This is a genomic window from Stagnihabitans sp. (assembly GCF_964946895.1).
Window position 1 is genome coordinate 192,812 of record NZ_CBBQHX010000004.1, and the last position, 23,298, is coordinate 216,109.

A 23,298-nucleotide genomic window follows, 5' to 3' on the forward strand; every position below is an offset into this window, starting at 1 on the left:
AAAGACCCGTGATCCCCCATACTTGGCACAAAATGGTCACCAATTCAGCATGACCGACCAAGGTTTACAAAAGGCAAACGGCTCAAAACGGGCAAGGCGAGGCAAACGCCGTCCACGCGCCGGTGTCGGGATGATGCAGCCCTAGCGTTTCGGCATGCAGCATCAGGCGCGGGTGGGCCGCGGCGTTTTCGTTATAGATCGGGTCGCCCAGGATCGGATGCCCCAGCGACAGCATATGCACGCGCAACTGATGGCTGCGCCCGGTCAGGGGGTGCAGGCGGACGCGGGTTTCGGTGTCAGAGCGGGCGATCACCTCCCAATCGGTCACGGCAGCACGACCGTTCAAAGGGTCCACCATCTGGCGCGGTCGGTTCGGCCAATCGACGCCGATGGGCAGATCAACCCGTCCGGTATCCGCCTCCATTCGCCCAAGCACCCGCGCCACATAGGTTTTCTTTGCGCGGCGCTGTTCGAACTCTTGCCCCAGAAAGCCCTGTGCCGCCTTGTTGCGGGCGAAGATCATCACGCCCGAGGTGTCACAATCCAGACGATGCACCAGAAGCGTGCCGGGATAGGCCAACCGCAGCCGCGTTTCCAGACAATCCGCCCGCCCTTCCAGCTTGCCGGGCACCGAAAGCAAGCCTGAAGGCTTGTCAGCCACGAGGACCGAGCGGTCCTGATGCAGGATGCTCAGCGGCACGTCGGGCGGATTGTAGTCGAAATCCTTCATGCGATGGTATGGCCCTCGGCCTTCAGCCGGGCGGCGAGGTGGCGGATATGGTCGGGGCCCACGTCACAGCAGCCACCCACGATGGTGGCGCCTTTTGCGACCCAACCCATGACGAAATCGGCATATTTCTCGGGCGTCAGGTCGTGGCGGTGCGTCAGTTCCTTGACCGTCGGCGCGTCTTTCAGAAAATTGCCAGAGATATGGGTGAAGCCGTTGGCATAGGCACCAAAGGGCTTGCCCAGGGTTTTGAGCCCCGAGAGCGCCTGTTCCATCGCTTCGGGAACCGAGCAATTGGCGAGCACTGCCGCAATCGGGTAATCCCTGACCAACCGGGCCAAGTCTGTGACAGGTTCGCCCGAACGCAGGAGGTTGCCATCATGGTCATCGACGGACACCGAAAGCCAGACCGGAACGCCGGCGGCTTGCGCACCCTTCACAGCGCCTTCGGCCATCTCGACCGAGGCCATCGTCTCGCACAGGATCACGTCGACATGGGCGCCAAGGATCTTGGCGATCTCGGCGTATTTCGGGGCAGCGATGGCCACATCTTGTGTCACCTCGGGCCGGTAGGACGCCACCAGTGGCCCCATGGAACCGGCAATCCGGCCTGACCCGTGGGCGGCCTTCGCCTCATGCGCTTCGGCCAGCGCGCGCAGATGCAGGGCGTGGAACAGGGCGTCCAGACCGAAGCCCACCAGCCGGTCGTGATGGATGGCATAGGTGTTCGTGGTGGCAATCGTCGCGCCGGCGTTGAAATAATCCGTGTGGATGGCGCGGACCAGGCCTGGGTGATCGATCATCACGCGGGTCGCCCAAAGCGGCGTCGGCTCATCGCCCGAGCGCGCTACCAGTTCCTGACCCATGCCGCCGTCCAGAAGAGTGATTTGTGCCATGTCGGCCTCCTTTTTGTCTGGACTGACGGGAAAGTCGCCGAAAATCAAGCCCCGCCGCGCTGCGCAATCCCATCGATAAGGGTGTAGTAATCGCCCTTGTCGTCTGTGAAGATGTGACAGGCAAGGTGGCCGCCCGTGGGGTTTTCGATCGTCCCGGCCTCTATCGAGAATTCCTGCCGCTTGCGGAAATACAGGCTCGATCCGCAGGTTGCGCAAAAGCCCCTCTCGCCGCCGCCGGAACTGCGATATTCCTGCACGGCCCGGCTGTTCCAGTGCAAGGTGGCCTCATTCGCCTCAAAGGACGCCGAAAAGTGCCCCGAGGTCTTGCGGCACTGCTGGCAATGGCAAGCCCAGACCTCGCCCATCGGACCGGGCAGGGTGAACGTATTGGCTCCACACAGGCAGCTGCCATGCAACTCGTCGGCCGGTCCGGGCAAAGCATCGGGCGTGTAATAATCCCCCGCATCGTCCAGATGCCAATGGCTGTCGATCGCGAGTCCGGTCGCGCCGTCCAGCGCTCCGGCGGCGATGCTGATCCGCGCCTCGCCCTCGGGCTGCCAGAACAGGCTCGCGCCGCAGTCACCACAAAACCCCCGCCGCGCCTTGGCCGAGGATTGGTACCAGCGCAAGCCCTCTGCCCGGGTCAGGCGGAAGCGGTCCAGCGGAACGGCCGTTGCCGCCCAGTAGTGGCCAGAGGTCTTCCGGCATTGCGTGCAGTGGCAGGCAATCACCGGGCGCAGCGGCTCATCGGCTTCAAACACCACCGCGCCACAAAGGCAGGATCCACGCATTATTCCGCCCTTTCAAAGACTTCTGACAACAGGGGCACCAACCAGGTCTCATCCTCGGCGGTGAAGGCGGCGGGCGTGTCACTGTCGATGTCCAACACGCCAAGCAGTCGCCCCGCGCCGGTCCAGACCGGCAGAACCAGCTCTGACCGGGTCGAAGAGGCGCAGGCGATGTGGTCGGGGAAGGCATCGACATCGGGCACGTTCAGCACCTTTCCGCTGCGCGCCGAAGCCCCGCAGACCCCCCGCGAGAACGGGATCACAAGGCAGCCATGGCCACCCTGATAGGGGCCTATCTTCAGCAGATGCGGCGCCACGACGCGGTAGAACCCGGTCCAGTCGGCGAAGGGGTGATGGTTGTGGATCTCGCAGGCCACGGTGGCCATCAGGGCAACGGCGTCCGTCTCGCCTGCGGTCAGGGCGCGGATGCTGGCGGTGATGGCAGAACGGTCGAAGTCAGGCGATGCCATGTCAGTACCCCAAGGCGCAACCATCCTTGCGCGGATCAGAGGCGCCGATCAGGATGCCGCTGTCGTCCAGCAGGATGTTCTGCGCGCCGCCCAAAGGATCATTCGGGATCGACACATCATGGCCCATCTGCACCAGTTCAGCCCGCACCGCGTCAGAATAGCCACGCTCGACCTGCATGCCATCGGGGCCCGAGAAGCTGCGCGGCGCATCGACGGCGGCTTGCTGGTCCATGCCGAAGTCGATCAGGTTCGAGACAAATCTGGCGTGACCCGCAGGCTGATAGGCGCCCCCCATCACACCGAAGGGCATGATCACCTTGTCGTTGCGCTTCAGCATGGCGGGGATGATGGTGTGCATCGGGCGTTTGCCGCCGGCCAGTTCGTTCAGATGGCCTTCCGCCAGCGTGAACCCTGCCCCGCGGTTCTGGAAGTTCACTCCGAATTTCGACGATGCCAAACCCGATCCGAAGCCCCAGAAGATCGAATAGATCAGCGACACGGCCATACGGTCCTTGTCCACCACGGTGATCAGGATCGTGTCGCGGTGTATGGCCTCGGTCAGGGGGGCGGCGGCGGGCATGGCGCGGTTGGGATCGATCAGCGCGGCCAGCTTGGCGGCCGTGTCCGCGGCCAGCATATGGTCCAACCGGGGCGCCTGTTCCGCGATGAAGCGATTGCGCGCGTCATAGGCCAGCTTGCCGGCCTCAGCCTCGATATGGGCGCGCCGGGCACCGAACGGGTCAAGGCCCGCGATGTCGAAGTGCTTGAGGATGTTCAGCAAAAGGAGGGCCGTTGCGCCCTGGCCGTTCGGTGGATGCTCCAGCAGGGTCACGTCGCCATAGGTGCCGGACACCGGCTCTCCCCAGGTGGCTTGGGTGGCCGCGAGGTCGTCATGGCTGTGCAGCCCGCCAAGCGCCCGCAACGAGGTGATCAGGTCTTCCGCCACTTCGCCTTCATAGAACCCGGCCCGGCCTTCAGCGGCGATGCGGCGCAGAACCTCGGCCTGACCGGGGACGCGGAAGATCTGGCCGGGTTTTGGCACCGCGCCGTTGATCAGGTAAAAGTCACGCGCCTTGCCGTGCAGCGCGGGCGCGTCGTCGGCCCAGTCAAAGGCCACGCGCGGGGCGACCGGCACCCCTTGCTCCGCATAGTGGATCGCCGGGGCCAGAACGCGGTCGAGGCCCAATTTGCCCCAATCGGCCGAAAGCCGGCAGAAGGCGTCGATGGCACCCGGCAGGGTCACGGCATCAATGCCACGCAACGGCACGGTCTTGTGGCCTTTTGCACGCAAGGCAGTAGCCGTAGCGGCGGCCGGCGCGCGGCCAGAGCCGTTGAGGGCCAGCACACGCTCTTCCCCGGCAGGTTTGAGCAAGACGAAACAATCACCGCCAATGCCGGTCATTTGCGGTTCGCAAATCCCCAGCAGAACGGCACCGGCAAGGGCGGCATCCACCGCATTGCCACCCGCTTTCAGCACCTCGATCGCGGCCTGTGCGGCCAAGGGGTGCGACGTGGCGCACATCCCGTTCTCGGCATAGACGGCCGACCGGCCTGGAAGATGAAAATCACGCATGGTGCCCCCTTTTTGGCGAAGCCTAGGGGGCATCGGGTCAAAGTTAAAGGGGATGGAACCTCGGCGCCACGAACTGGGTGGGGGCTATGATCCGCAGCGCCGAGGGAAGCTTTATGCAGCTACGCCACCATGTTCACCCCGTTGTCAGGCAGGATTTTGGGGGGATCACGTCGATTCCATGGCACTTTTTCCCAATCGGAGCCAGTTTCACCGCTCAGGCGGCATTGTCCACAGGAACCCCGAAGCTGAGCAAATTCCGCTCCCCCTCCCGTCGATAGACGAGGTCCAGCGCGAGGGTGCGAATCAAGAACCAGCCGAAGCCCCCCTCTGGCAAGTCTTCAAAGGCACCAACTTCGGGCCGGTGCCCTACGGGCGGTTCCGCTCCCGGCATCGGCAGGCCATGGTCGGCGATGTGAAACCGCAGGTGATCTTGTGCGCGACGCACTTCAACCTCTATCTGGCCGGGGTAGCGGGCGTAGGCATGTTCGACCACATTGTTCAGCGCCTCTGCCAGCACCAGTTCGGTGGTGCCAAGGCAATCTTCACTCAGATTCTCAACCAGCGGGCAGCGCATCAGGTCGCGTAGACCCTCTCTGACGTCCAGCATGGTCGATTGTATGACAATGCGCGCGCCATCCGGCGGGTCGAGGGAAAGCGTGCGTCCCAAGGTGGCCTCAGCTTGCACGCCGCAATCCTTCCGGCAGCACCTTGTGGATGATGAAGACGGAATCCATGCGGGTCAGGCGGAACACCTTTTCAACGGTCGGTGACAGGCCCGAAAGCTCCAGCCGGCGGATCGGACCAAGGGCTTTCATGACGGCCACCACGGCCCCAAGGCCGGAACTGTCGAGAAATCCGACATTTGACATGTCCAGCACCACCCTTGTGCTAGGCGTTGCCACGATTTCACGCATCCGTTCCTTGAACTGGATGGCACTTGCCGCGTCGATCCGGTCACTCATCACGCGGATCAAGATGATCTCGCCCTGATGGTCGGTTTCGAGGTTCATGGGACCACTCCTTCCTGCTGGGTCAGGACAGGGTAGTGGAAAGGTGTTACCGATCGGTAAGCGCCGCCTCAGTTCATCTGAAATTGCAGCGGATAGCGGCCATCGGTGAAATCGCCAAACAGGTCGGGCAGATCGGGATGGCTGACGGGCTCTCCGGTTTCGTCGGGGACGAGGTTTTGTTCTGACACATAGGCCACATAGTAGCTTTGGTCATTCTCGGCCAGAAGGTGGTAGAAGGGCTGGTTTTTGGAGGGGCGCACATCCTCGGGGATGTTCTCGTACCACTCTTCGGTGTTGGAAAACATCGCGTCCACATCGAACACCACGCCCCGGAACGGGTGCTTGCGATGGCGCAGCACTTGCCCGATGTGGTACTTTGCTGCCGTTCTGAGCATCATGTCGCACTCCCCTTCGTGATTTACTAATCCCGACCGGGCGCGCTGTCCACCAATCTGCCCGGTGGTGGGGGAAACAATCTGTGGCATTTGTCCCCACAGTCGGCGGTTTTCTGCGCGGAGGGACGGGATCACACCCGCAGATTTCCCGCAGCAACGGCGCGCTTGCCCATTGGAACTGCGACGTTTTTCGCCTATCGTGCCGAAAAACAAAATGAACGCATGAGGGGCAGATGAGCAGAACTCTCCGTGCGGCGATACTGTTGCTGTTTCTGGCCTCGTGTGGGGGCGGCAACTTTTCAGCGCCGCGCCATATGGATGACGCATGTTCCGTCATCCAGCAACGGCCGCAGTATCTGGCGGCGATGAAGGTCGTCCAACGCAAATGGGACGTGCCGATTTCTGTGCAAATGGCTGTTTTGTATCAGGAATCCAAGTTTGTCGGCAATGCCCGCACCCCGCATCAATTCGCCCTTGGGGTGATCCCGATGGGCCGGCAAAGTTCTGCCTACGGCTATGCGCAGGCGCTGGACAGCACCTGGGACGACTATCGGCACGAGCAGAACCGTATGGGCGCCCGCCGTGACAATATCCGCGACGCGACCGATTTCATGGGCTGGTATATCGACGGCACGACGCAAAGGCTGGGCCTGTCGAAGTCGGATGCCGAAAACCAGTATCTGGCCTATCACGAAGGCCGCAATGGCTTCGCGGCCCGCAGCTACAAATCCAAGCGCTGGCTGATCGACGTCGCGGCCCGAGTCGGGGCGCGGGCGGCCATGTACCACACCCAGCTTGCGACCTGCCTGCGCTAGTTGCTGCCGCGCCGTTTGGCTTCGAGGTCGATCGAGAACAGGGTGTCGGGATAGCTGCCGCCCTGTTTCAGCGTGTCAAGCATGACGGTGGTCTGGCTGCCGACGTCATCCGTGATGATCCATTCGGTCAAAGCCACCGGATTTTCGCTGAACACCAGTTCGATCGTCCCGTAATCGGGATGCTTGGGGTCTTGCGCCAGCACATGGGTTGTTCCGTCAACCTCGGCATGGTCGATCACCATCTGCGCGGTGGTCAGATCGACCTTCGGCGCCAGAATCAGGTTCAGCGGCGTGCGGGTGAGGGGGTATTGCTCGGGCGACTGGTTGGATTTGGCATCGAAGATTGCAACCATCTGGCCTGAGGCAAGCACAAGGTTCTGATCCGGCGGGTCATATTCGAAACGCGCGCGGCCGGGGCGCTGCAGGATGATGCGCCCCTTGGCGGTGGTGCCGTCCGCATTGGTTTGCACAAAGCGGGCCTCTGCCGTGGTCAAGCTGTTGATATAAATCGACAGTTGGTCAAGCGGAACCTCAGCGGCATGGGCGGAGAGGCCAAGGCTGAGGGCGAGCGGGGCAAGAAGGGCGGCGCGTGTCAGGGTCATTCTGGCAATATAGGGACGGATCATGCGGCTTGCACCCCCCAAGCGGTTCACTTGGTTGCGAAGCGCGCAGGTTTGCCATGCCCTGTCGGTGGACCTGCTTGGCATGTGGGGGCCGAGCGGACGCAGCTCACGCGAGGTCGGCATAGATATGGTGGGAGCCGTTGGGGTCCTCCACCAGATGTGCCGTGCCTTCGGGGCGGATGTAGGTTGGGCCGATCGGCACCTTGCCGTGGCCGCCGGGGATATCCAGCACGTAGGTCGGCAGGCAGATGCCAGACAACCGGCCGCGCAGGGTGGCCATCAGGGCCTGACCCTCGGCCACGGTGGTGCGGAAATGGCTGGTGCCTTTGGCAAGATCGGCGTGGTGCAGGTAATAGGGTTTGACGCGGTTGCGGATCAGGGCGCGAAACAGGCCTTCCAGCGTTTCAGCACTGTCGTTGACGCCTTTCAGAAGCACCGTCTGCGACAGCAGAGGAATGCCTGCGGCGGAAAGCCTCTGCAGGGCCGCGCAGGCGTTTGGCGTCAGTTCGGCCGGATGGTTGGTGTGGACGACGACATAAACGGCGGGGCGGGTTTGCAGGGCGTCCAGCAGGGCGTCCGTGATGCGGTCGGGGGCGACAACGGGGATACGGGTGTGAAAGCGGACCACCTCGACATGCGGGATCTCGGCAAGGCGGGCCAGCAGGGCTTTCAGGCGGCGCGGTGACAGGGTCATCGGGTCGCCGCCGGTCAGGATCACCTCCCAGATGGCGGGGGTGGCAGCGATGTAATCCAGTGCCTTGTCAAGGGCTTGGTCAGAGAGATGGCCTTCGCTGCCCACCGTTTCGCGGCGGAAGCAGAAGCGGCAATACACCTCGCAGGTCTGGGTGGCGTGCAAGATGACCCGGTCGGGGTAGCGGTGCGTCAGGCCGGCGGTCGGTTCATGGGCGCGGTCGCCGATCGGGTCGGCGAGTTCCTCGGCCCGGATCAGCAGTTCCTGCAGGCTGGGCACGAACTGACGGGCGACGCCTTCGGTGGCTTGCGCCATCTCGGAGGTGATCCGCAGGCGGAATTGATCGGTGACGGGCGCCAGCGCGTCCGCCGTGTCGGCGGTGAGGCCGGCGCTGATCAGATCGGTAAGGGTGGTGATGGCCATATGACGTCCGCCTTTGGGATGCGGGCTATGGCGGCTTGGGCGGAGAATGGCAAGGTGTGGTCTTTGCGCTTGGGTTGGCAAAGGGGCCGGGCTAGGCTTGGGCAAAGCCCTTTTGTCTGGAGCATGCCTTTGCCCGTAATATCCCGTCGCACAACGATTTTCGGCCTTTTGGCCCTGCTGGCCGCCCCAGCCTGCGCCGAAGATTTCCCGGCGGTGGCGAATAGCGGCTATGACGCCTGGGTCACGCGGTTTCGCGCCCGCGCCGCCAAGCGGGGGGTTTCGGAGCAGGTTCTTGATGCGGCGTTTCGGCATGCGGGGTTCCTGCCGGGGGTGATTGAGAAGGATCGCGCCCAGGCCGAATCCATCTACACCCTGCAGGATTACCTGGCGATTACCGTGTCGGACGCGCGGGTGGCGGCGGGGCGCAAGGTGTTTGCGGGCAAGGCTGGGCTGCTGTCGCGGATTGAAAACCGCTATGGCGTTGAGGCGCGGGTGGTGGCGGCGATTTGGGGAGTGGAGAGTTTCTACGGCACCAAGCGCGGAAATATCCCTGTGATTTCAGCGCTTTCGACGCTAGCCTACGCAAGCAGCCGGGCGGCGTTCTTTGAGGCGCAGTTGATGGCCGCCCTGCAGATTCTGGCGCATGGCGACATTGGGCCGGATCGGATGACGGGCGGGTGGGCCGGGGCCATGGGGCATACGCAGTTCATTCCCTCGACCTATCTGGCCTATGCGGTGGACTATAACGGCGATGGGCGGCGGGATGTCTGGGGCGACGATCCCTCTGACGCTTTGGCCAGTGCGGCACATTATCTGGGGGCTGCGGGCTGGGTGAGGGGCCAGCCCTGGGGTCTGGAGGTGCAGGTGCCGAAGGCGGCAGCCAAGTCCGCCGGCAAGGTCAGGACGGTGGCGGAGTGGCGCAAGCTGGGGGTGGTTCTGGCGGATGGCGGCAAGGTGCCCGACCATGGCAAGGCGCGGCTGATCACCTCCTCTGGGCCGGGTTTCCTGTTGTTTCACAATGGCTTGGTTCTGGGGGCTTACAACGCTTCCTCGCTCTACATCATCGGCGTCGGCGTCTTGTCGGACAAGATTGCCGGAGGGGCCGGCGTGATTGGAGGATTTCCACCGGATTCCAATGGCTTGACCCAGGCCGACCGGGTGTTCGTTCAGCAAAGGCTGGCGCAGTTGGGCTATGATCCCGGCTCGACCGACGGGGTGTTCGGGGCGAAAACGGCGGCGGCGATTGCCGGGTTTCAGACCGCGAAAGGCTTAAAAGCCACCGGAATGGCCTCGCCGCAGTTGCTGGGCGTTTTGCGGTAGGGGTTCCGTCGTTTTCCCGTAGCTACAGGCCGCGCGGGCGATTTACCCGCCGTTCATCGGGTTTTGGCAGGCTGGACCGCGATGGAGGACCGCATGACCGCCCGCAAACCCAACCCGACCCTGCACTACCACAACCTGGCCCACACGCTGCGCGACCTTGAAAGCGACCTGCGCTGGGGGCTGCAGGACTCCGCCCGCATCCCGGCGGCGTGGCGCGAGATTGCGCTGGACCCGGTGGTGCCGGGCAAGGCGCAGATCACGCTGCGCGTCGATGAAGACGTGGCGAAGTTCTTCAAGGCGATGGGGCGGGGGTATCTGACGCAGATGAACCGCGTGCTGCGGGCGTTTATGGAGGCGCGGCTGGCCGGGGTGGTGAAGGGGGCGGAAGCGGCGGTCTATGAACCCTCACCGGTGGAGTTGTACGCGGTGCTGGGGGCGGAGGTGGTGGACGTGGGCATCCGGCGCAACGCGCGGCTGCGGTTGGGCAAGGACACCGAGGATCTGGACGTGGAGTTCGACCGGCTGGTGATCAGGTTGAAGGCGCTGGAGAAAGAGTTGGGGGTGCCGGAGGAGGATCGGATTGGGGTGTAGGGTGCGCATTCATTGCGCACCATTGTGTGGCGGTGCGGGGCGGTGCGGGGCGGTGCGCAATGAATGCGCACCCTACCGAATAGCGACCGGGGGCCGGGGGGCCTGCCTGTGGCAGGCCCCCCGGCCTCTTGGTTGGAGGTGCCAAGCCGGAGACCAAGAGGGGTTGGGCTTGGTGCAGGCGGTGGGGAAATCGGGGCGCGGCTGATTGGGGCGGGCGCGTTTATCGCGGATGTCCGGGGTGAGGAGGCCAAACGTGCCTGATGGCACGTTTGGCTGACGCAAGAGGCGCGGCCCGATTTGCCGCGGGACAAATTGGGAAGATCACAGTCAATCTTCGGAAAAAAAGTCTTCGTCCAGGCGTTTGAATTCGAGCGTCTTCTCGACCCTTACCCCGACACCGTGATCAACAAGAAGTTCTGTAAGCCGCCGTCCGTCGATAAGTATGACGCGTTGCGGAATTTTTGCAGCGAAATCAATCGCGTGTTGTGAGAAAGCCGAAGTGGTAACAAATACCCCCTTGTTTGCGCCCAACCCGACCAGACTACCTGTGAAACTCTGGACATCGGGTCGGCTTATGTTATTTCCGACGGCATACCGCTTCGCTTGCACATAAATCCTATCAAGACCAAGCAGATCTTCATTTATGACACCGTCTACGCCACCGTCGCCGCTTTGCCCGAGTTGTTGTGCTGCGTTCTGCCTTGATCCCCCGTAGCCCATAGAAATCAATAGCTCAACGATCACGCGTTCGAAGAATCCCGGGCTATTTTGAAGGATGCGATCAAGCAACTCTGCCCGCAATGCGGACTGGGTTGCCTTAAAGGCTGTTTCAACAACCTCCTCTGGGGTGGCAATGGCTGGCTCTGCTTCATTTATATCAGTCGCGCCATTAACGGTCTGATTTGATTTGTACCATTCAGAGAAGCCCGGCAAAGTGAGCAAGAAGTGGGTGTCGAGTTTGCTCGGAAGATTATTTAATACAGCCGAACCGGCCGGCGTTAGTTTGAAGCGCCCACGTTTAGGGGAGTTCAAAAGCCCTGCTTTGGTCAAATAGAACTTAGCCCAATGTATGCGATTGTGCAAAACACGCTGTTTGCCGCTTGGAAGCGTCAATTGTCTGTCTGCATCGCTAATGTTCATGGCAGACGCGATATCGTCTTCTGCCAGGGGAACTGAAGTCTCCCCTTTTGATGCCACTCTTAGGACCGGCAGCATCAGAGATTGGTAATCGGGAAGCGTCACCCCTCACCTCTCCTCAATCAAAATCTCCCGTTTCCCCACATGGTTCGCCGCCGTGATCACGCTGTGTTCCTCCATCTGCTCAACCAGCTTGGCGGCCTTGTTGTAGCCGATGCCGAGTTTGCGTTGGATGTAGCTGGTGGAGCATTTGCGGTCTTTGGCGACGATGGCGACGGCTTGGTCGTAGAGGCTGTCGTCTAACCCGTCTCCGCCAAGGCCGAGGAGGCTGTCGATTTCGGCGGCGTTCTCGTCTTCGGGGCCTTCGACGACGCCGGACATGTACTCGGGCGGGCCGAAGCTCTTGAGGTGGGCGACGATTTCCTCGACTTCCTCGTCACTCACGAAGGGGCCGTGGATGCGGGTGATTTTGGCGCCGCCGGCCATGTAGAGCATGTCGCCCATGCCGAGGAGTTGCTCTGCCCCTTGTTCGCCGAGGATGGTGCGTGAGTCGATGCGGGAGGTGACCTGGAAGGAGATGCGGGTGGGGAAGTTGGCCTTGATCGTGCCGGTGATGACGTCGACCGAGGGGCGTTGGGTGGCCATGATCAGGTGGATGCCGGAGGCGCGGGCCATCTGGGCGAGGCGCTGGATGCAGGCCTCGATCTCTTTGCCGGCGACCATCATCAGGTCGGCCATTTCGTCGACGACGACGACGATGTAGGGCAGGGTGACGGGGGCGAATTCGTCGGTCTCAAAGACGGGCTCGCCGGTGTCTTCGTCAAAGCCGGTCTGGAAGGTGCGCTTGAACATCTCGTTCTTGGCGAGCGCCTCGCGGACGCGGCCGTTGTAGCCTTCGATGTTGCGCACGCCGGTCTTGGACATCTTGCGGTAGCGGTCCTCCATTTCGGAGACCACCCATTTCAGGGCGACGACGGCTTTCTTGGGGTCGGTGACGACGGGGGAGAGGAGGTGGGGGATGCCGTCGTAGACGGAGAGTTCCAGCATCTTCGGGTCGATCATGATCAGGCGGCACTCCTCGGGCGTGAGCTTGTAGAGGAGGGAGAGGATCATGGTGTTGATGGCGACGGATTTGCCCGAACCGGTGGTGCCGGCGATCAGGAGGTGGGGCATCTTGGCGAGGTTGGCGATGATAGGCTCGCCGCCGATGTCCTTGCCCAGGGCCAGCGGCAGGCGCATGCCAGAGTCGCCGAATTCGCGGGCGGAGATGATTTCGCGCAGGACGACTTTTTCGCGCGTGGCATTGGGAAGTTCGATGCCGATCACGGTGCGTCCGGGGACGGTGGAGACACGGGCGGAAAGGGCGCTCATGCTGCGGGCGATGTCGTCAGAGAGGCCGATGACGCGGGAGGCTTTCAGGCCGGGGGCCGGTTCCAGTTCGTACATGGTGACGACGGGGCCCGGGCGGACGGCGACGATTTCGCCGCGCACGCCGTAATCGTCCAGCACCGATTCCAGCATCCGGGCGTTTTCTTCCAGCGCCTCGGTCGAGAGGGGGTTGCGCACGACGGTGGAGGGCGAGGCCAAGAGGCCCAAGGGCGGTAGTTCGTAGCCATTGGCGGCCTTGCTGTCATCAAACTTCAGGCGGGGCTGCGCTTCGGCAATGGCTTGGCGGGAGGGGGCGGGTTTCTTGATGACGGCGGGTTGCACGAGGGGGGCGGCGGGGCGGCGGTCTGCCACCATCGACGGGCGCGGCGGTGCTGCAATCTGGGCCAGGGCGGGTTCATCGGCGACCAGATCATCCCAGGTGCTGGGCGCGGGGAAATCTTCGTCGTCCCACGCCTCGGGGATATGGGCGGAGGTGACCGGGGGTTCGGTGATGTGGCGTGCGGGTTGTGCGGCGGCGCGCAGCGGATTGGGGCGATTGTCGGAGGGCCGGGTGTCAGCCACCAGCGGCGCGCGGCTGATGGGCGCACGGGCGGCGGTCACGCTGGGCTCTCGCCGCTGAATGGCGGCGGTGATGGGGGAGATATGGGCGTCTGCCTCTCCGGTGCGGGAGCGGATGGCGGAGGAGATGCGGGCGCTGATGCGGTCCGCCGGCGGCGAGGGCAGGTCTGCCGACAGCGGCGGCTCGATCAGTTCATGCTCGGGCTCGACGACCGAGCGCATCAGGGCGGGCAGGCGCGACAGAAGCGAGGTGCGTTCCTTGGGCGGCACGGGGGCAGCGGCCTCGGGGTGGGGGCGGCTGTCGGCGCGCAGGGCGGTGGGGCGGCTGAAGGTTTCCGGTTGCGGTTGGATGACGGCGGCGGTGCGGCGCGCTTTCGGGGCGGGTTGCGGCGCATCCTCGTCGTCTTCGAGCACGGCTTCGGCCATGCGGGCGGTGCCGATGGCGGCGGCGCGGGCGGCTTGTTTGGCGGTTTGGCGGCTGGCGTAATCGGCGGCGGCGCGTTCGGCGCTGGTGGCGCGCCGTTCCTGCCAGCGGGAACTGAGCGATTGGGCGGCGGAGAAGGAACCGCTGGCGGATTTGCCAAGCGCGGCCCGCAGACCCGCGTAGGCGACCACAAGGCCCAGGGCGAGGAAGCGCGCGACCAGGATCAGTTCGCGGATGTTGAAGCCGGTGACAAACAGCAACATGGCGAGAAAGCCCACCGCCACGATGAGCGACAGCAGTTTCAGGGCGATGGCGGCGCTGCCCGGCATGATGCCGAGGAGGGAGGCGAGGATGGTGTCACCGAACAGTCCGCCCAGCCCGAAGGAATGCGGCCAGGCGGCGCCGGGAACCAGGGTGGCGCAGTAGACCGAGCCCAAGGCCACGGCAATGACGGCGAAGACCACGCGGGAGACGGCACGCTCGGCCCCTTGGTGGGAGGCGAAGCGGACGCCCCAGGCGAGGATCACGGTGGGGATGCCCCAGGAGCCAAGGCCGCCCACGGTCATCAGGGTGGAGGAGATCGCGGCGCCCAGACGGCCCAGCACGTTGTGGGCGGGTTGGTCGGTCGCAACCATCCAGCCCGGGTCGTTGGGCGAATAGCTGATCAGCATGAGGGCGAAGGCGACGGCCAGGGCAATGAGAACGAGGCCGAACAGTTCCCTGCCCCGGCGTTCCAGCATGGCTTGGACGCGGTGGTCCAGAAGGGGGTCGCGTTGACGCATTTGATACGATGCCATGATTTACCCTTACCCGTAGAGACAGTCGCGAAGCTTGATCAGCCCCTGCTGCATTTCGTCTTTGGGGGCCACGAGGGCGACCCTGATGTAGGTTTTGCCGGGGTTGAACCCGTTTGCGTCGCGCGACAGGTAGGCCCCGGGCAGGACGCGCACGCCGGTGTCCTGCCAGAGTTTGAGGGCGGCGTCTTCGCCATCCTCGACCGGAAGCCAGAGGAAGAAGCCGCCTTCGGGCATCTGGATGCCTTGGTGACCTTGGAAGATCGCCTCGGCGGCGCGGAATTTGTCCTGGTAGAGGGCGTTGTTGGCGCGGACGTGGGCCTCGTCATTCCAGGCGGCTTCGGAGACGCGCTGAAGGGGCAGCGGCAGGGGCGCGCCCGAGAAGCCGCGCAGTTTGCGGATCTGGGCGATGCCTTGCGGGCCGCCGGCGACGAAACCAGAGCGCAGGCCGGGGAGGTTGGAGCGTTTGGACAGCGAATGGAAGGTGAAGACCCGTTCCGGGTCGGCCCCGATTTGGGCGGCGACGTCAAGGATGCCGGGCGGGGGGGCCAGGCGCCAGATCTCGGAATAGCATTCGTCGGCGAAGATGCGGAAGTCGTGCTTTTCGGCGAGGTGGAGAAGATTGGCCCAGTAGTCGCGCGAGGCGACGGCGCCTTGCGGGTTGGCGGGCGAGCAGAGGTAGGCGATGGTCACGCGGTCGAGGGTTTCTGCCGGGAGCGATGCGTAGTCGGGCAGGTGGCCGGTGGCGGCGGTGGCCGGGACATAGATCGGGTCGGCGCCAGAGGTGACGGCGGCGACGGTATAGACCTGGTAGAAGGGGTTGGGGATCAGGAAGGCGGGTTTCCGGCCGTTCTTGAGTTCCGGGGCCACGGCGATGGCGGCGTTGAACAGGCCCTCGCGGGTGCCGTTCAGGGCCATGATGCGGTTTTCCGCGACCGGCACGCCGTAGCGGCGGGCGATCCATTGGGAAATGGCGGTCAGGAGTTCGGGGGTGCCTTCGTTGGGCGGGTAGACGGCGAAGCCCGAGATGTTGGCGGCGAGGATGGGGGCCACGAAATCGGGCATCGGGTGGCGCGGCTCGCCGATGGTCATGGCGATTTGCGGGCCGCCCCGCCCTTGATTGGGGGCATGACTGTCCAAGAGCTTCCGCAAACGCGGAAACGCATAATCCGGCAGGTTAGAAAACCGCTCAGGAAACGCCATGCTGCCTCGTGCCCTCGGGGTCGTGTCGCCCCGTTTTGTGCAAGGTTACCTGCGGATGGCGGCGGGGTCCAGAAAAACCGGGGCGGGGGTTGGGGTTGCGCGGCGCAGTTGTGGCAAAATGGTTGCGGTGGATGGGGTTGAGGGCCGGCGCCAGCCCCGGACCCCGGGATATTTGGGCAAGTATGAAAGGGGATTGGCTGGGGGGGATTGGCTGGGTGGGGGGGGCTTATTGCAGGGCGTGTTCTGCGGCGGCGCCGAGGCGGAGGAGGCGGGCCTCGGTTCCCGGGGCGGCCATGAAGGAGATGCCGCAGGAGGGTTGCGAGGTTGGCAGGGTCAGGACGCATTGATCCAGCAGGTTGCCGATGCGGGTGTTGCGCAAGGCCAGCAGATTTTCGGAGACGTAGTAGCTGTCGTCGGTCATCAGGCGATGGGCGTTGGGCGGCATGATCGCGGAGGTGGGGATCAGGACGGCGTCAAAGGCGGCGGTGCGGGCGTTGTAAGCGTCGCGGAGTTGGGTCAGGCGGCGGCGCGCGGCGATGTGGTCGGCGGCAGAGGTGGCGGCGCCGGTGCGGAAACGGTCGAGGATGCGGGGGAACATCTTGCCCGGGGCGTCTTCGATGACGTCGCGCCAGATCGCATAGGCCTCGGGGGTGACGAGGGCGCCGGCGTAGGTCATCGCCTCGGCCACTTCGGGGGCTTGCAGGTGGGTGATGCTGGCGCCGGCGCGGGTCAGGCGCATGATGGCGTCGGTGAAGCCCTTGGCGGGACCGTCGCGCAGGTCATCCAGTGCCACGGTGTCAAGGATGGCGAGGCGCGCGCCGGAGAGGGAGGCGCCGGTCAGGTCGGGCGCCTTGCTGCCTTCGAGCAGGGCGAGGAGGAGGGCGCAATCCTCGACCGAGCGGGCGAGGGGTCCCACGGTGTCAAAGCTTTCCGCCAAGGGCACGACGCCGTGCAGGGACAGGCGGCCGTGGGTGGTTTTCAGGCCGACAAGGTCGTTCCAGGCCGCGGGGATGCGGACCGAGCCGCCGGTGTCGGAGCCGATGCCTGCGGGGGCGAGGCCATAGGCGATGGAGGCGGCGGCCCCCGAGGAGGAACCGCCGGGCACCGCCTGGCTGTCGTTGATGCAGGGTGGCGTGGCGGTGACCGGGTTCAGGCCGAGGCCGGAGAAGGCCAGTTCGGACATGTGGGTCTTGCCAAGACAGACCGAGCCTTGCAGCGTGGCGGTCTGCAGGACCCGGGCGTCTTGCGAGGGCGTGCGGTTTCGCAGGAGGGCGGAGCCGGCCTCGGTCGCGGTGCCGGCGGTGTCAAACAGGTCTTTCCACGACAGGGGCACGCCGTCCAGCGCGTGGCGGCGCAGGCCCGTCTTGGCGCGGGCGGCGGCGGCCATCGCCTCGCCCTGGGCGCGGCTTGCGGTGGTGCGGGCGTAGATGCGCGGGCCGTGCGGGTGGGCGGCGATGGCGTCAAGGAAATACTCGGTCAGTTCGACGGCGTTGATCTTGCCGGACTCGATGCCGCGGCCGAGGTGGGCTGCGGTCATGTGGCTCCAGGTGTGGGTCATGTGCGTCTCCGTTTTGCGGCAGGTTAGGGCGGCGCGGGGGGAAGGGGAAGGGTGGATGGGAAGAAGGGCGGATCGTTGTTGTGGCGGCGGAGGGCGGTGCCCGTGGAGCAATTGGCTGGGAGGAAAAGGAAAGGCGTGCGGGGGCTGGAGGCGCTTGTCCGGGGAAAATGGCCGAGCTTCATGCTGCGGCGTGGCGGCACTGGCGGGCGGGGGGGCGGTGACCTAGATTGCGGGGGCGAGGTGAAGCATGGATGCGGATGTTCTGATCATTGGCGGCGGGCTGAACGGGCCGGCTTTGGCTTTGGCGCTGGCGCAGGCCGGGTTGGCGGTTTGCGTGGTCGATGCAAGGCCCGCCGAGGCGCGGGCGGAGGTGGGGTTTGACGGGCGGGCCTATGCGCTGGCCCTGGCCTCGCAACGCTTGCTGGCGGCGGTGGGGGTGTGGCGCGGGCTGGTGGCGCAGCCGATCCTGAAGGTGGTGGCCAGTGATGGGCGGGCGGGGGAGGGGGCTTCGCCCTTCGCGCTGAAGTTCGATGCGGCGGAGATTGAAGAAGGCCCGATGGGGTACATGGTCGAGGACCGGCATTTGTATGCCGGCTTTCTGGCGGCGATGGCGAAGACGCCGGGGGTCACCTTGCTGTCGGGCGAGCGTGTGGTGGCGCAGGCGGCGGGGGCGGTGACGCTGGCCTCGGGCCGGGTGCTGACGGGGAAGGTGATTGTCGGATGTGACGGGCGCGGCTCGGGGACGGCGCTGCGGGCGGGGATCCGGCGGCAGGGCTGGGGCTATGGGCAGACCGCGCTGGTGACGGCGATTGCGCATGAGGTGCCGCATGGCGGCGTGGCGCATCAGTTCTTCATGCCGGGCGGGCCCTTGGCCATTCTGCCGCTGGCGGGGGGCTGCCATTCGTCCATCGTATGGAGTGAACGGGACGCGGTGGCGGCGGAGATTGCGGCGCTGGACGATGCGGGGTTTCTGGCGGCGCTGCGGCCTGCCTTCGGGGATTTTCTGGGAGAGATCAAGCTGGCGGGGGTGCGGTTCACCTATCCGTTGAGCCTGAGCCTGGCGGAGCGGTTTGTGGCGGAGCGGCTGGCCTTGGTGGGCGATGCGGCGCATGGCGTCCATCCGATCGCCGGGCAGGGGCTGAACCTGGGCCTGCGCGATGTGGCGGCTTTGGCCGAGGTGCTGGTGGGGGCGGCACGGCGCGGCGAGGATATTGGCGCGATGGATGTGCTGGAGCGCTATGAGCGGTGGCGGCGGTTTGACACGACCGTGATGGCCTTGGGGATGGATGGGGTCAACAAGCTGTTCTCGAACGACAATCCGCTGCTGCGCGGGGTGCGGGATCTGGGGCTGGGCTTGGTCAACAAGGTGCCCGCCTTGCGGCGTGGATTCATGCGGCAGGCGGCGGGGCTGGTGGGGGATCAGCCGAAACTGCTGACCGGGCAGGCGCTGTGACATTCATACTTGGATAAATATCCCCGCCGGAGGCTTTTGCCGCGGGCCGCGGATGCCTCCGGCGGGGATATTTGCACAAGTATGAAAGGGCGTGGGGTTGACTTCGCGGGGCGGCGGCGTTCTATCGCCTTCGGTTCCATCAAGCCTCGAAAAGGGGATGCCTATGCACGCCTACCGCAGCCACACTTGTGCCGCACTCAATACTTCCAACGTCGGGGAGACGGTCCGGTTGTCGGGCTGGGTTCACCGGGTGCGCGACCATGGCGGCGTGCTGTTCATTGATTTGCGCGACCATTACGGGATCACGCAGGTGATTGCGGATGGCGATTCCGCTGCCTTTGCCGAGATCGAGAAGGTGCGGGCCGAGTGGGTGGTGCAGATTGACGGGCGGGTGAAGCAGCGGGATGCGTCGCTGGTGAACGCCAAGCTGCCGACGGGGGAGATCGAGGTTTATGCGACCTCGCTGACCGTGCTGGGGGAAGCTGCCGAGTTGCCGATGCCGGTGTTTGGCGATGTGGAATATCCGGAAGAGACCAGGCTGACGTACCGGTTCCTGGATCTGCGGCGCGAGAAGCTGCACAAGAACATGATGCTGCGGTCGAACGTTGTCCGTCATCTGCGTAATGCGATGTGGGATCAGGGGTTCAATGAATTCCAGACGCCGATCATCACCGCCTCCTCACCCGAAGGCGCGCGGGACTTTCTGGTGCCGTCGCGTCTGCATCCGGGCAAGTTCTATGCCCTGCCGCAGGCGCCGCAGCAGTTCAAGCAGTTGATCATGGTGGCGGGCTTTGACCGGTACTTCCAGATTGCGCCGTGTTTCCGGGATGAAGACCCCCGCGCTGACCGCAGCCCGACCGACTTCTATCAGTTGGACGTCGAGATGTCCTTCGTGAAGCAGGAAGACGTCTTTGCCGCTGTGCAGCCGGTTATTCAGGGGCTGTTCCAGACGTTCCGGCCTGAGATGAAGGTGCCGGCCGAGTGGCCGCTGATTGCCTATCGGGACTCCCTGTTGTGGTATGGGTCCGACAAGCCGGACCTGCGCAACCCGATCAAGATGCAGATTGTGAGCGAGCATTTCCGCGGTTCGGGCTTTGCGGTGTTTGCCAAGTTGCTGGAGCAGGAGGGCACGGAAATCCGCGCCATTCCCGCGCCGAAGGGGCCGAAGGGCGAACCGGTGGGGCGCAAGTTCTGTGACCGGATGAACGCCTTTGCCCAGAAGGAGGGTCTGCCGGGGATGGGGTATATCTTCTGGCGTGAGGCCGAAGATGGCTCGGGCATGGAACCGGCGGGGCCGTTGGCCAAGAACATCGGGCCGGAGCGGACCGAGGCTATTCGTCAGCAACTGGGCTTGGGTCTGGGCGATGCGGCGTTTTTCCTGGGCGGCAAGCCGGACGCGTTCCAGAGCTTTGCGGGCAAGGCGCGGAACGAGATCGGGCGGGAGTTGGGGTTGGCCGAGACGGACAGCTTCCGCTTTGCCTGGATCGTGGATTTCCCGATGTATGAGAAGACGGATGAGGGCAAGATTGATTTCAGCCACAACCCCTTCTCGATGCCGCAGGGTGGCTTGGAGGCGTTGCAGGGCGATCCGCTGGGCGTGTATGCGTACCAGTATGACCTGGCCTGCAACGGGTATGAGCTGATCAGTGGCGGCATTCGCAACCACAAGCCCGAGATCATGTACAAGGCGTTCGAACTGGCGGGTTATCCGAACAGCGAAGTCGACAAGCGGTTTGGCGGCATGGTCAAGGCGTTCAAGTATGGCGCGCCGCCGCACGGCGGTTGTGCCATGGGGATCGACCGGGCGGTGATGCTGCTGGCGGATGAGGCGAACATTCGCGAGGTCATCATGTTCCCGATGAACCAGCGTGCCGAAGACCTGCTGATGGGCGCGCCGTCGGAACCGATGAACGAGCAGCTGCGCGAATTGCGGCTGCGCGTGGTGCCGAAGGACTGAGAAGCTGGACAAGCGGGCGGGGGGCGGTCACTCTGACTTCGGTTGGAGGGATCATGCTGCCTGCCCATTTTCAGCGCGTTGACCGGGGATGAACCCGGCGCTTTACACGGCCTCGGTTCCGGTGTTTCGGCATTATCTTGCCCGTGTGCAGGAGATGGTGGAGCTGGCCGGGCCCGAGATGCTGAAGGCGCGGGTGGCGGACAGTTTTCCGGCGGGCAAGCAGTTTGCCACGGCGGCTGGGTTTGCGTTGCGGGTGGCCTGTCCGCTTGCGGGGCGCGAGGTGCCGGATATGCCGCAGGCCTTGGCGCCCAGGCTGGCGGTGGTGCGGGCGACGCTGGGGGCAATGCGGCCGGATGAGTTTCTTGGGGCCGAGACGCGGCGGATCCGGCATCGGGCGGGGTTTGCCGAACTGGAGCAGGCGGGCGAGCAGTTTCTGTATCTGTACGGGCTGCCGAATTTCTTCTTTCATGTGACGATGGGCTATGCCGCCTTGCGCAATGCCGGGCTGACGCTGGGCAAGGCGGATTTCGATGCCTTTCACCGCTATCCGCCCGACTTCCGCTTTGAGGCTTGAGGGGGGTTCGGTGGCGGGGCATAGTTGGCGGGCAAGAGGTGAGACATGGCTTTGAAAACATTCGGAACAGCGCTGCCCAACTGGAAGCCGCCGGTCAGGCCGGTGGGGACAACCCTGACCGGGGCCTATGTGCAGCTGGAGCTGATGGACCCCGATACCCATGCGGCGGATCTGTTCCGGGCCTATAATGGCCATGACGGGCTGTGGGATTATCTGCCCTATGGGCCGTTCTCCTCGGCAGCCGCCTATCACCGCTGGGCGAAGGAAAGCGCGTCTGGCGTGGACCCGATGTTTTATGTGCTGCGCAACCTGAAGACCGGGCATTGTGGCGGGGTGGCGTCTTATCTGCGCATCACGCCCGAGGCGGGGTCGATCGAGGTGGGGCATATCAACCTGGCGCCCGAGATTGCGGGCTCGCGCCCTTCGACCGAGGCGATGTATTTGATGATGGACTGGGCCTTTGCGGCCGGTTATCGGCGCTATGAGTGGAAGTGCGATGCGTTGAACATGCCGTCACGCCGCGCGGCGCAGCGGTTGGGGTTTTCCTATGAGGGGATCTTCCGGCAGGCCACGGTCTACCGGCAAAGGAACCGCGACACGGCGTGGTTTTCCATCATCGACGGCGAATGGCCGGCGCTGCGCGAGGCCTACAAGGCCTGGCTTGCGCCGCGCAACTTTGACGCGGAGGGGCGGCAGCGCGAGCGGCTGGCGGATTTGACCGGGCTGGTGCGGGCGGCGTCTGATCCGGCCTTCTAGGGGTGGCGCTTGGGGCTGGCAGCCGGGGAGGTTTCACACCTCCCCGGACCCCTCCGTGGGATATTTATGAACAAATGAAATAGGGGGGTGCGGGGGGGGGGCTGGATTTGGGTCAGTCGAGCCGGAAGACCTTGTCCCGTGCGGTGGCGCCTTTGATCAGGGTCAGGCGGGATTTGGCGACGCCGAGGGCCTGGGCCAGAAGTTCGGCCACGGCGGCAGTGGCCTTGCCATCCTCGGGTGCGGTGGTGGTGGTGGCTTTGAGGCTGCCGTCGGGCATTTCAGTCAGCGCGGTCTGGCGGGCGCGGGGCGTGACGTGCAGGGCGAAGGTGGCGCCGGGCCGCGCGCGGGCGGACCATTGGCCTTTGGTGGGACGGGTCATGCGGAGGCCTTTTTGCTTTGGCGCAGGGTAGTGCGGGACGGGGCCAACGGAAAGGGGCGGGGTGCAGCGTCTTGGTGCGGTCCCTTGACGCCGCCTGCGGGCTGGGGGACCTTGCTGCAAAAGGAGATTTCCATGCCGGTTGCCAACCCTGAAGCCTTTGCGTTCCTTGCTGCCCGCCGCTCGCATCCGGCGAAGTTCTTTGTTTTGGGCGGTGCCGTGCCCGACCGCGCCGCTTTGGAACCGATCCTTGCTGCCGCCCTGCGGGTGCCGGATCATGGCAAGCTGGAGCCGTGGCGCGTGCTGGTGGTGCGGGGGGCGGCGATGAAGCGGCTGGGCGACCTTGCGGCGGCGCGGGCGGTGGCCTTGGGGGGCGATGCCGAGATGGCGGGCAAGGGGCGGGCGATCTATGACACCTCGGGCCTTGCGGTGGTGGTGATTTCTTCGCCGAAGGAGTCGGGGAAGGTGCCGGAGGTGGAACAAAGAGCCTCGGCCCATGCGCTGTGCATGAACCTTGTCAATGCGGCAGAGGCAAGCGGGTGGGGGGCGTGCTGGCTGACCGGCTGGCCGGCGCATGATCCGGTCTGGGCCGAGCAGGCGTTCGGCTGCACCGGGGCGGAACTGGTGGCCGGTGTCGTGCATTTGGGGACCGTGGCGAGCGAGGCGCCGGACCGGCCGCGGCCGGACCTGGGCAAGATCGTGGAATGGGTGGAGGCGTAACTGGTCTTTTCCTGCGTCTTTGCCGCCTTGGGGCAACTGTCTGACCCGCGCTTTCTGCGCGTGGTCTGGCAGGGGGT

General features: G+C 64.7%; 23 protein-coding genes. 8 read left to right on the forward strand and 15 right to left on the reverse strand.

What is annotated here, in order from left to right; genetic code table 11:
* Positions 1–82: 82 nt before the first annotated feature.
* From AC1Y2B_RS04300 to hspQ, 8 genes are all read right to left on the reverse strand, one after another.
* Positions 83–730, reverse strand: coding sequence for a pseudouridine synthase (locus tag AC1Y2B_RS04300; protein ID WP_482251824.1), 648 nt, complete (start codon positions 728–730; stop codon positions 83–85).
* Complete coding sequence (locus AC1Y2B_RS04305; RefSeq protein ID WP_482251825.1) at positions 727–1,623, reverse strand: homocysteine S-methyltransferase family protein; 897 nt, start codon at positions 1,621–1,623, stop codon at positions 727–729. Before AC1Y2B_RS04305 ends, AC1Y2B_RS04300 begins: the two co-directional genes overlap by 4 nt.
* Positions 1,624–1,667: 44 nt before the next feature.
* The gene (locus AC1Y2B_RS04310) at positions 1,668–2,414 is read right to left on the reverse strand and encodes a GFA family protein (RefSeq protein ID WP_482251826.1); all 747 of its coding nucleotides are present in this window, start codon (positions 2,412–2,414) and stop codon (positions 1,668–1,670) included.
* Positions 2,414–2,881, reverse strand: coding sequence for a GAF domain-containing protein (locus AC1Y2B_RS04315; RefSeq protein ID WP_482251827.1), 468 nt, complete (start codon positions 2,879–2,881; stop codon positions 2,414–2,416). Before AC1Y2B_RS04315 ends, AC1Y2B_RS04310 begins: the two co-directional genes overlap by 1 nt.
* A gap of 1 nt (position 2,882) precedes the next feature.
* Positions 2,883–4,454 carry a gamma-glutamyltransferase family protein gene (locus AC1Y2B_RS04320; RefSeq protein ID WP_482251828.1) on the reverse strand — a complete coding sequence of 524 codons (1,572 nt, stop codon included), beginning with the start codon at positions 4,452–4,454 and terminating at the stop codon, positions 2,883–2,885.
* A gap of 214 nt (positions 4,455–4,668) precedes the next feature.
* Positions 4,669–5,139, reverse strand: coding sequence for an ATP-binding protein (locus AC1Y2B_RS04325; protein WP_482251829.1), 471 nt, complete (start codon positions 5,137–5,139; stop codon positions 4,669–4,671).
* Positions 5,129–5,464 (reverse strand): STAS domain-containing protein, encoded by a 336-nt coding sequence (locus tag AC1Y2B_RS04330; protein WP_482251830.1) that lies wholly within the window; start codon positions 5,462–5,464, stop codon positions 5,129–5,131. Before AC1Y2B_RS04330 ends, AC1Y2B_RS04325 begins: the two co-directional genes overlap by 11 nt.
* A gap of 68 nt (positions 5,465–5,532) precedes the next feature.
* Positions 5,533–5,859, reverse strand: coding sequence for a heat shock protein HspQ (hspQ, locus tag AC1Y2B_RS04335; RefSeq protein WP_482251851.1), 327 nt, complete (start codon positions 5,857–5,859; stop codon positions 5,533–5,535).
* A 233-nt stretch (positions 5,860–6,092) separates the two neighbouring features.
* Here hspQ and AC1Y2B_RS04340 point away from each other — a divergent pair, with 233 nt between their 5' ends.
* Positions 6,093–6,674: a transglycosylase SLT domain-containing protein gene (locus AC1Y2B_RS04340; protein ID WP_482251831.1), complete on the forward strand. Its 582-nt coding sequence runs from the start codon at positions 6,093–6,095 to the stop codon at positions 6,672–6,674.
* Here AC1Y2B_RS04340 and AC1Y2B_RS04345 read toward each other — a convergent pair.
* Both AC1Y2B_RS04345 and AC1Y2B_RS04350 read right to left on the reverse strand, forming a co-directional pair.
* On the reverse strand, positions 6,671–7,300 hold the full coding sequence (locus AC1Y2B_RS04345) for a LolA family protein (RefSeq protein WP_482251832.1): 630 nt from the start codon (positions 7,298–7,300) through the stop codon (positions 6,671–6,673). The genes AC1Y2B_RS04340 and AC1Y2B_RS04345 overlap by 4 nt on opposite strands.
* 103 nt (positions 7,301–7,403) lie before the next feature.
* A complete protein-coding gene (locus tag AC1Y2B_RS04350) occupies positions 7,404–8,411 on the reverse strand; it encodes a lysine-2,3-aminomutase-like protein (RefSeq protein ID WP_482251833.1) in 1,008 nt (335 codons plus the stop codon).
* A gap of 123 nt (positions 8,412–8,534) precedes the next feature.
* On the opposite strand from AC1Y2B_RS04350, the gene AC1Y2B_RS04355 reads away from it, so the two are divergent.
* A complete protein-coding gene (locus tag AC1Y2B_RS04355; protein WP_482251834.1) occupies positions 8,535–9,731 on the forward strand; it encodes a lytic murein transglycosylase in 1,197 nt (398 codons plus the stop codon).
* Positions 9,732–9,824: 93 nt separating this feature from the next.
* The gene (locus tag AC1Y2B_RS04360) at positions 9,825–10,322 is read left to right on the forward strand and encodes a BrnA antitoxin family protein (protein ID WP_482251835.1); all 498 of its coding nucleotides are present in this window, start codon (positions 9,825–9,827) and stop codon (positions 10,320–10,322) included.
* 327 nt (positions 10,323–10,649) lie between these two features.
* On the opposite strand, the gene AC1Y2B_RS04365 is transcribed toward AC1Y2B_RS04360, so the two are convergent.
* The 4 genes from AC1Y2B_RS04365 to AC1Y2B_RS04380 all read right to left on the reverse strand — a co-directional run bounded on the left by AC1Y2B_RS04365 (position 10,650) and on the right by AC1Y2B_RS04380 (position 17,385).
* Complete coding sequence (locus AC1Y2B_RS04365) at positions 10,650–11,564, reverse strand: restriction endonuclease (RefSeq protein ID WP_482251836.1); 915 nt, start codon at positions 11,562–11,564, stop codon at positions 10,650–10,652.
* Between the two features lie 3 nt (positions 11,565–11,567).
* Positions 11,568–14,627 (reverse strand): DNA translocase FtsK, encoded by a 3,060-nt coding sequence (locus AC1Y2B_RS04370; protein ID WP_482251837.1) that lies wholly within the window; start codon positions 14,625–14,627, stop codon positions 11,568–11,570.
* 9 nt (positions 14,628–14,636) lie between these two features.
* Entirely contained in the window at positions 14,637–15,827 is a 1,191-nt protein-coding gene (locus tag AC1Y2B_RS04375) for an aminotransferase class I/II-fold pyridoxal phosphate-dependent enzyme (protein WP_482251838.1), read from the reverse strand.
* A 226-nt stretch (positions 15,828–16,053) separates the two neighbouring features.
* The gene (locus AC1Y2B_RS04380; protein ID WP_482251839.1) at positions 16,054–17,385 is read right to left on the reverse strand and encodes an amidase; all 1,332 of its coding nucleotides are present in this window, start codon (positions 17,383–17,385) and stop codon (positions 16,054–16,056) included.
* A gap of 247 nt (positions 17,386–17,632) precedes the next feature.
* Here AC1Y2B_RS04380 and AC1Y2B_RS04385 point away from each other — a divergent pair, with 247 nt between their 5' ends.
* From AC1Y2B_RS04385 to AC1Y2B_RS04400, 4 genes are all read left to right on the forward strand, one after another.
* Complete coding sequence (locus tag AC1Y2B_RS04385; RefSeq protein WP_482251840.1) at positions 17,633–18,838, forward strand: UbiH/UbiF/VisC/COQ6 family ubiquinone biosynthesis hydroxylase; 1,206 nt, start codon at positions 17,633–17,635, stop codon at positions 18,836–18,838.
* Positions 18,839–19,001: 163 nt separating this feature from the next.
* Positions 19,002–20,795 (forward strand): aspartate--tRNA ligase, encoded by a 1,794-nt coding sequence (gene aspS, locus AC1Y2B_RS04390; protein WP_482251841.1) that lies wholly within the window; start codon positions 19,002–19,004, stop codon positions 20,793–20,795.
* A gap of 88 nt (positions 20,796–20,883) precedes the next feature.
* Positions 20,884–21,369, forward strand: coding sequence for a DUF1993 family protein (locus tag AC1Y2B_RS04395; protein ID WP_482251842.1), 486 nt, complete (start codon positions 20,884–20,886; stop codon positions 21,367–21,369).
* 45 nt (positions 21,370–21,414) lie between these two features.
* Positions 21,415–22,125, forward strand: a complete 711-nt coding sequence (locus AC1Y2B_RS04400; RefSeq protein ID WP_482251843.1) for a GNAT family N-acetyltransferase — start codon at positions 21,415–21,417, stop codon at positions 22,123–22,125.
* A gap of 112 nt (positions 22,126–22,237) precedes the next feature.
* Here the strand turns inward: AC1Y2B_RS04400 and AC1Y2B_RS04405 are convergent, their stop codons facing one another.
* Positions 22,238–22,504, reverse strand: a complete 267-nt coding sequence (locus AC1Y2B_RS04405) for a DUF167 domain-containing protein (RefSeq protein ID WP_482251844.1) — start codon at positions 22,502–22,504, stop codon at positions 22,238–22,240.
* A gap of 132 nt (positions 22,505–22,636) precedes the next feature.
* Here AC1Y2B_RS04405 and AC1Y2B_RS04410 point away from each other — a divergent pair, with 132 nt between their 5' ends.
* A complete protein-coding gene (locus tag AC1Y2B_RS04410) occupies positions 22,637–23,221 on the forward strand; it encodes a nitroreductase family protein (RefSeq protein ID WP_482251845.1) in 585 nt (194 codons plus the stop codon).
* The last annotated feature ends 77 nt before the right edge of the window (positions 23,222–23,298 follow it).

Excerpts from the sequence above, each read along its gene's own strand:
- AC1Y2B_RS04300 (WP_482251824.1), bottom strand. The coding sequence starts at position 730 with ATGAAGGATTTCGACTACAATCCGCCCGACGTGCCGCTGAGCATCCTG.
- AC1Y2B_RS04305 (WP_482251825.1), bottom strand. The coding sequence starts at position 1,623 with ATGGCACAAATCACTCTTCTGGACGGCGGCATGGGTCAGGAACTGGTA.
- AC1Y2B_RS04310 (WP_482251826.1), bottom strand. The coding sequence starts at position 2,414 with ATGCGTGGATCCTGCCTTTGTGGCGCGGTGGTGTTTGAAGCCGATGAG.
- AC1Y2B_RS04315 (WP_482251827.1), bottom strand. The coding sequence starts at position 2,881 with ATGGCATCGCCTGACTTCGACCGTTCTGCCATCACCGCCAGCATCCGC.
- AC1Y2B_RS04320 (WP_482251828.1), bottom strand. The coding sequence starts at position 4,454 with ATGCGTGATTTTCATCTTCCAGGCCGGTCGGCCGTCTATGCCGAGAAC.
- AC1Y2B_RS04330 (WP_482251830.1), bottom strand. The coding sequence starts at position 5,464 with ATGAACCTCGAAACCGACCATCAGGGCGAGATCATCTTGATCCGCGTG.
- hspQ (WP_482251851.1), bottom strand. The coding sequence starts at position 5,859 with ATGCTCAGAACGGCAGCAAAGTACCACATCGGGCAAGTGCTGCGCCAT.
- AC1Y2B_RS04340 (WP_482251831.1), top strand. The coding sequence starts at position 6,093 with ATGAGCAGAACTCTCCGTGCGGCGATACTGTTGCTGTTTCTGGCCTCG.
- AC1Y2B_RS04345 (WP_482251832.1), bottom strand. The coding sequence starts at position 7,300 with ATGATCCGTCCCTATATTGCCAGAATGACCCTGACACGCGCCGCCCTT.
- AC1Y2B_RS04350 (WP_482251833.1), bottom strand. The coding sequence starts at position 8,411 with ATGGCCATCACCACCCTTACCGATCTGATCAGCGCCGGCCTCACCGCC.
- AC1Y2B_RS04355 (WP_482251834.1), top strand. The coding sequence starts at position 8,535 with ATGCCTTTGCCCGTAATATCCCGTCGCACAACGATTTTCGGCCTTTTG.
- AC1Y2B_RS04360 (WP_482251835.1), top strand. The coding sequence starts at position 9,825 with ATGACCGCCCGCAAACCCAACCCGACCCTGCACTACCACAACCTGGCC.
- AC1Y2B_RS04370 (WP_482251837.1), bottom strand. The coding sequence starts at position 14,627 with ATGGCATCGTATCAAATGCGTCAACGCGACCCCCTTCTGGACCACCGC.
- AC1Y2B_RS04375 (WP_482251838.1), bottom strand. The coding sequence starts at position 15,827 with ATGGCGTTTCCTGAGCGGTTTTCTAACCTGCCGGATTATGCGTTTCCG.
- AC1Y2B_RS04380 (WP_482251839.1), bottom strand. The coding sequence starts at position 17,385 with ATGACCCACACCTGGAGCCACATGACCGCAGCCCACCTCGGCCGCGGC.
- AC1Y2B_RS04385 (WP_482251840.1), top strand. The coding sequence starts at position 17,633 with ATGGATGCGGATGTTCTGATCATTGGCGGCGGGCTGAACGGGCCGGCT.
- aspS (WP_482251841.1), top strand. The coding sequence starts at position 19,002 with ATGCACGCCTACCGCAGCCACACTTGTGCCGCACTCAATACTTCCAAC.
- AC1Y2B_RS04395 (WP_482251842.1), top strand. The coding sequence starts at position 20,884 with ATGAACCCGGCGCTTTACACGGCCTCGGTTCCGGTGTTTCGGCATTAT.
- AC1Y2B_RS04400 (WP_482251843.1), top strand. The coding sequence starts at position 21,415 with ATGGCTTTGAAAACATTCGGAACAGCGCTGCCCAACTGGAAGCCGCCG.
- AC1Y2B_RS04405 (WP_482251844.1), bottom strand. The coding sequence starts at position 22,504 with ATGACCCGTCCCACCAAAGGCCAATGGTCCGCCCGCGCGCGGCCCGGC.
- AC1Y2B_RS04410 (WP_482251845.1), top strand. The coding sequence starts at position 22,637 with ATGCCGGTTGCCAACCCTGAAGCCTTTGCGTTCCTTGCTGCCCGCCGC.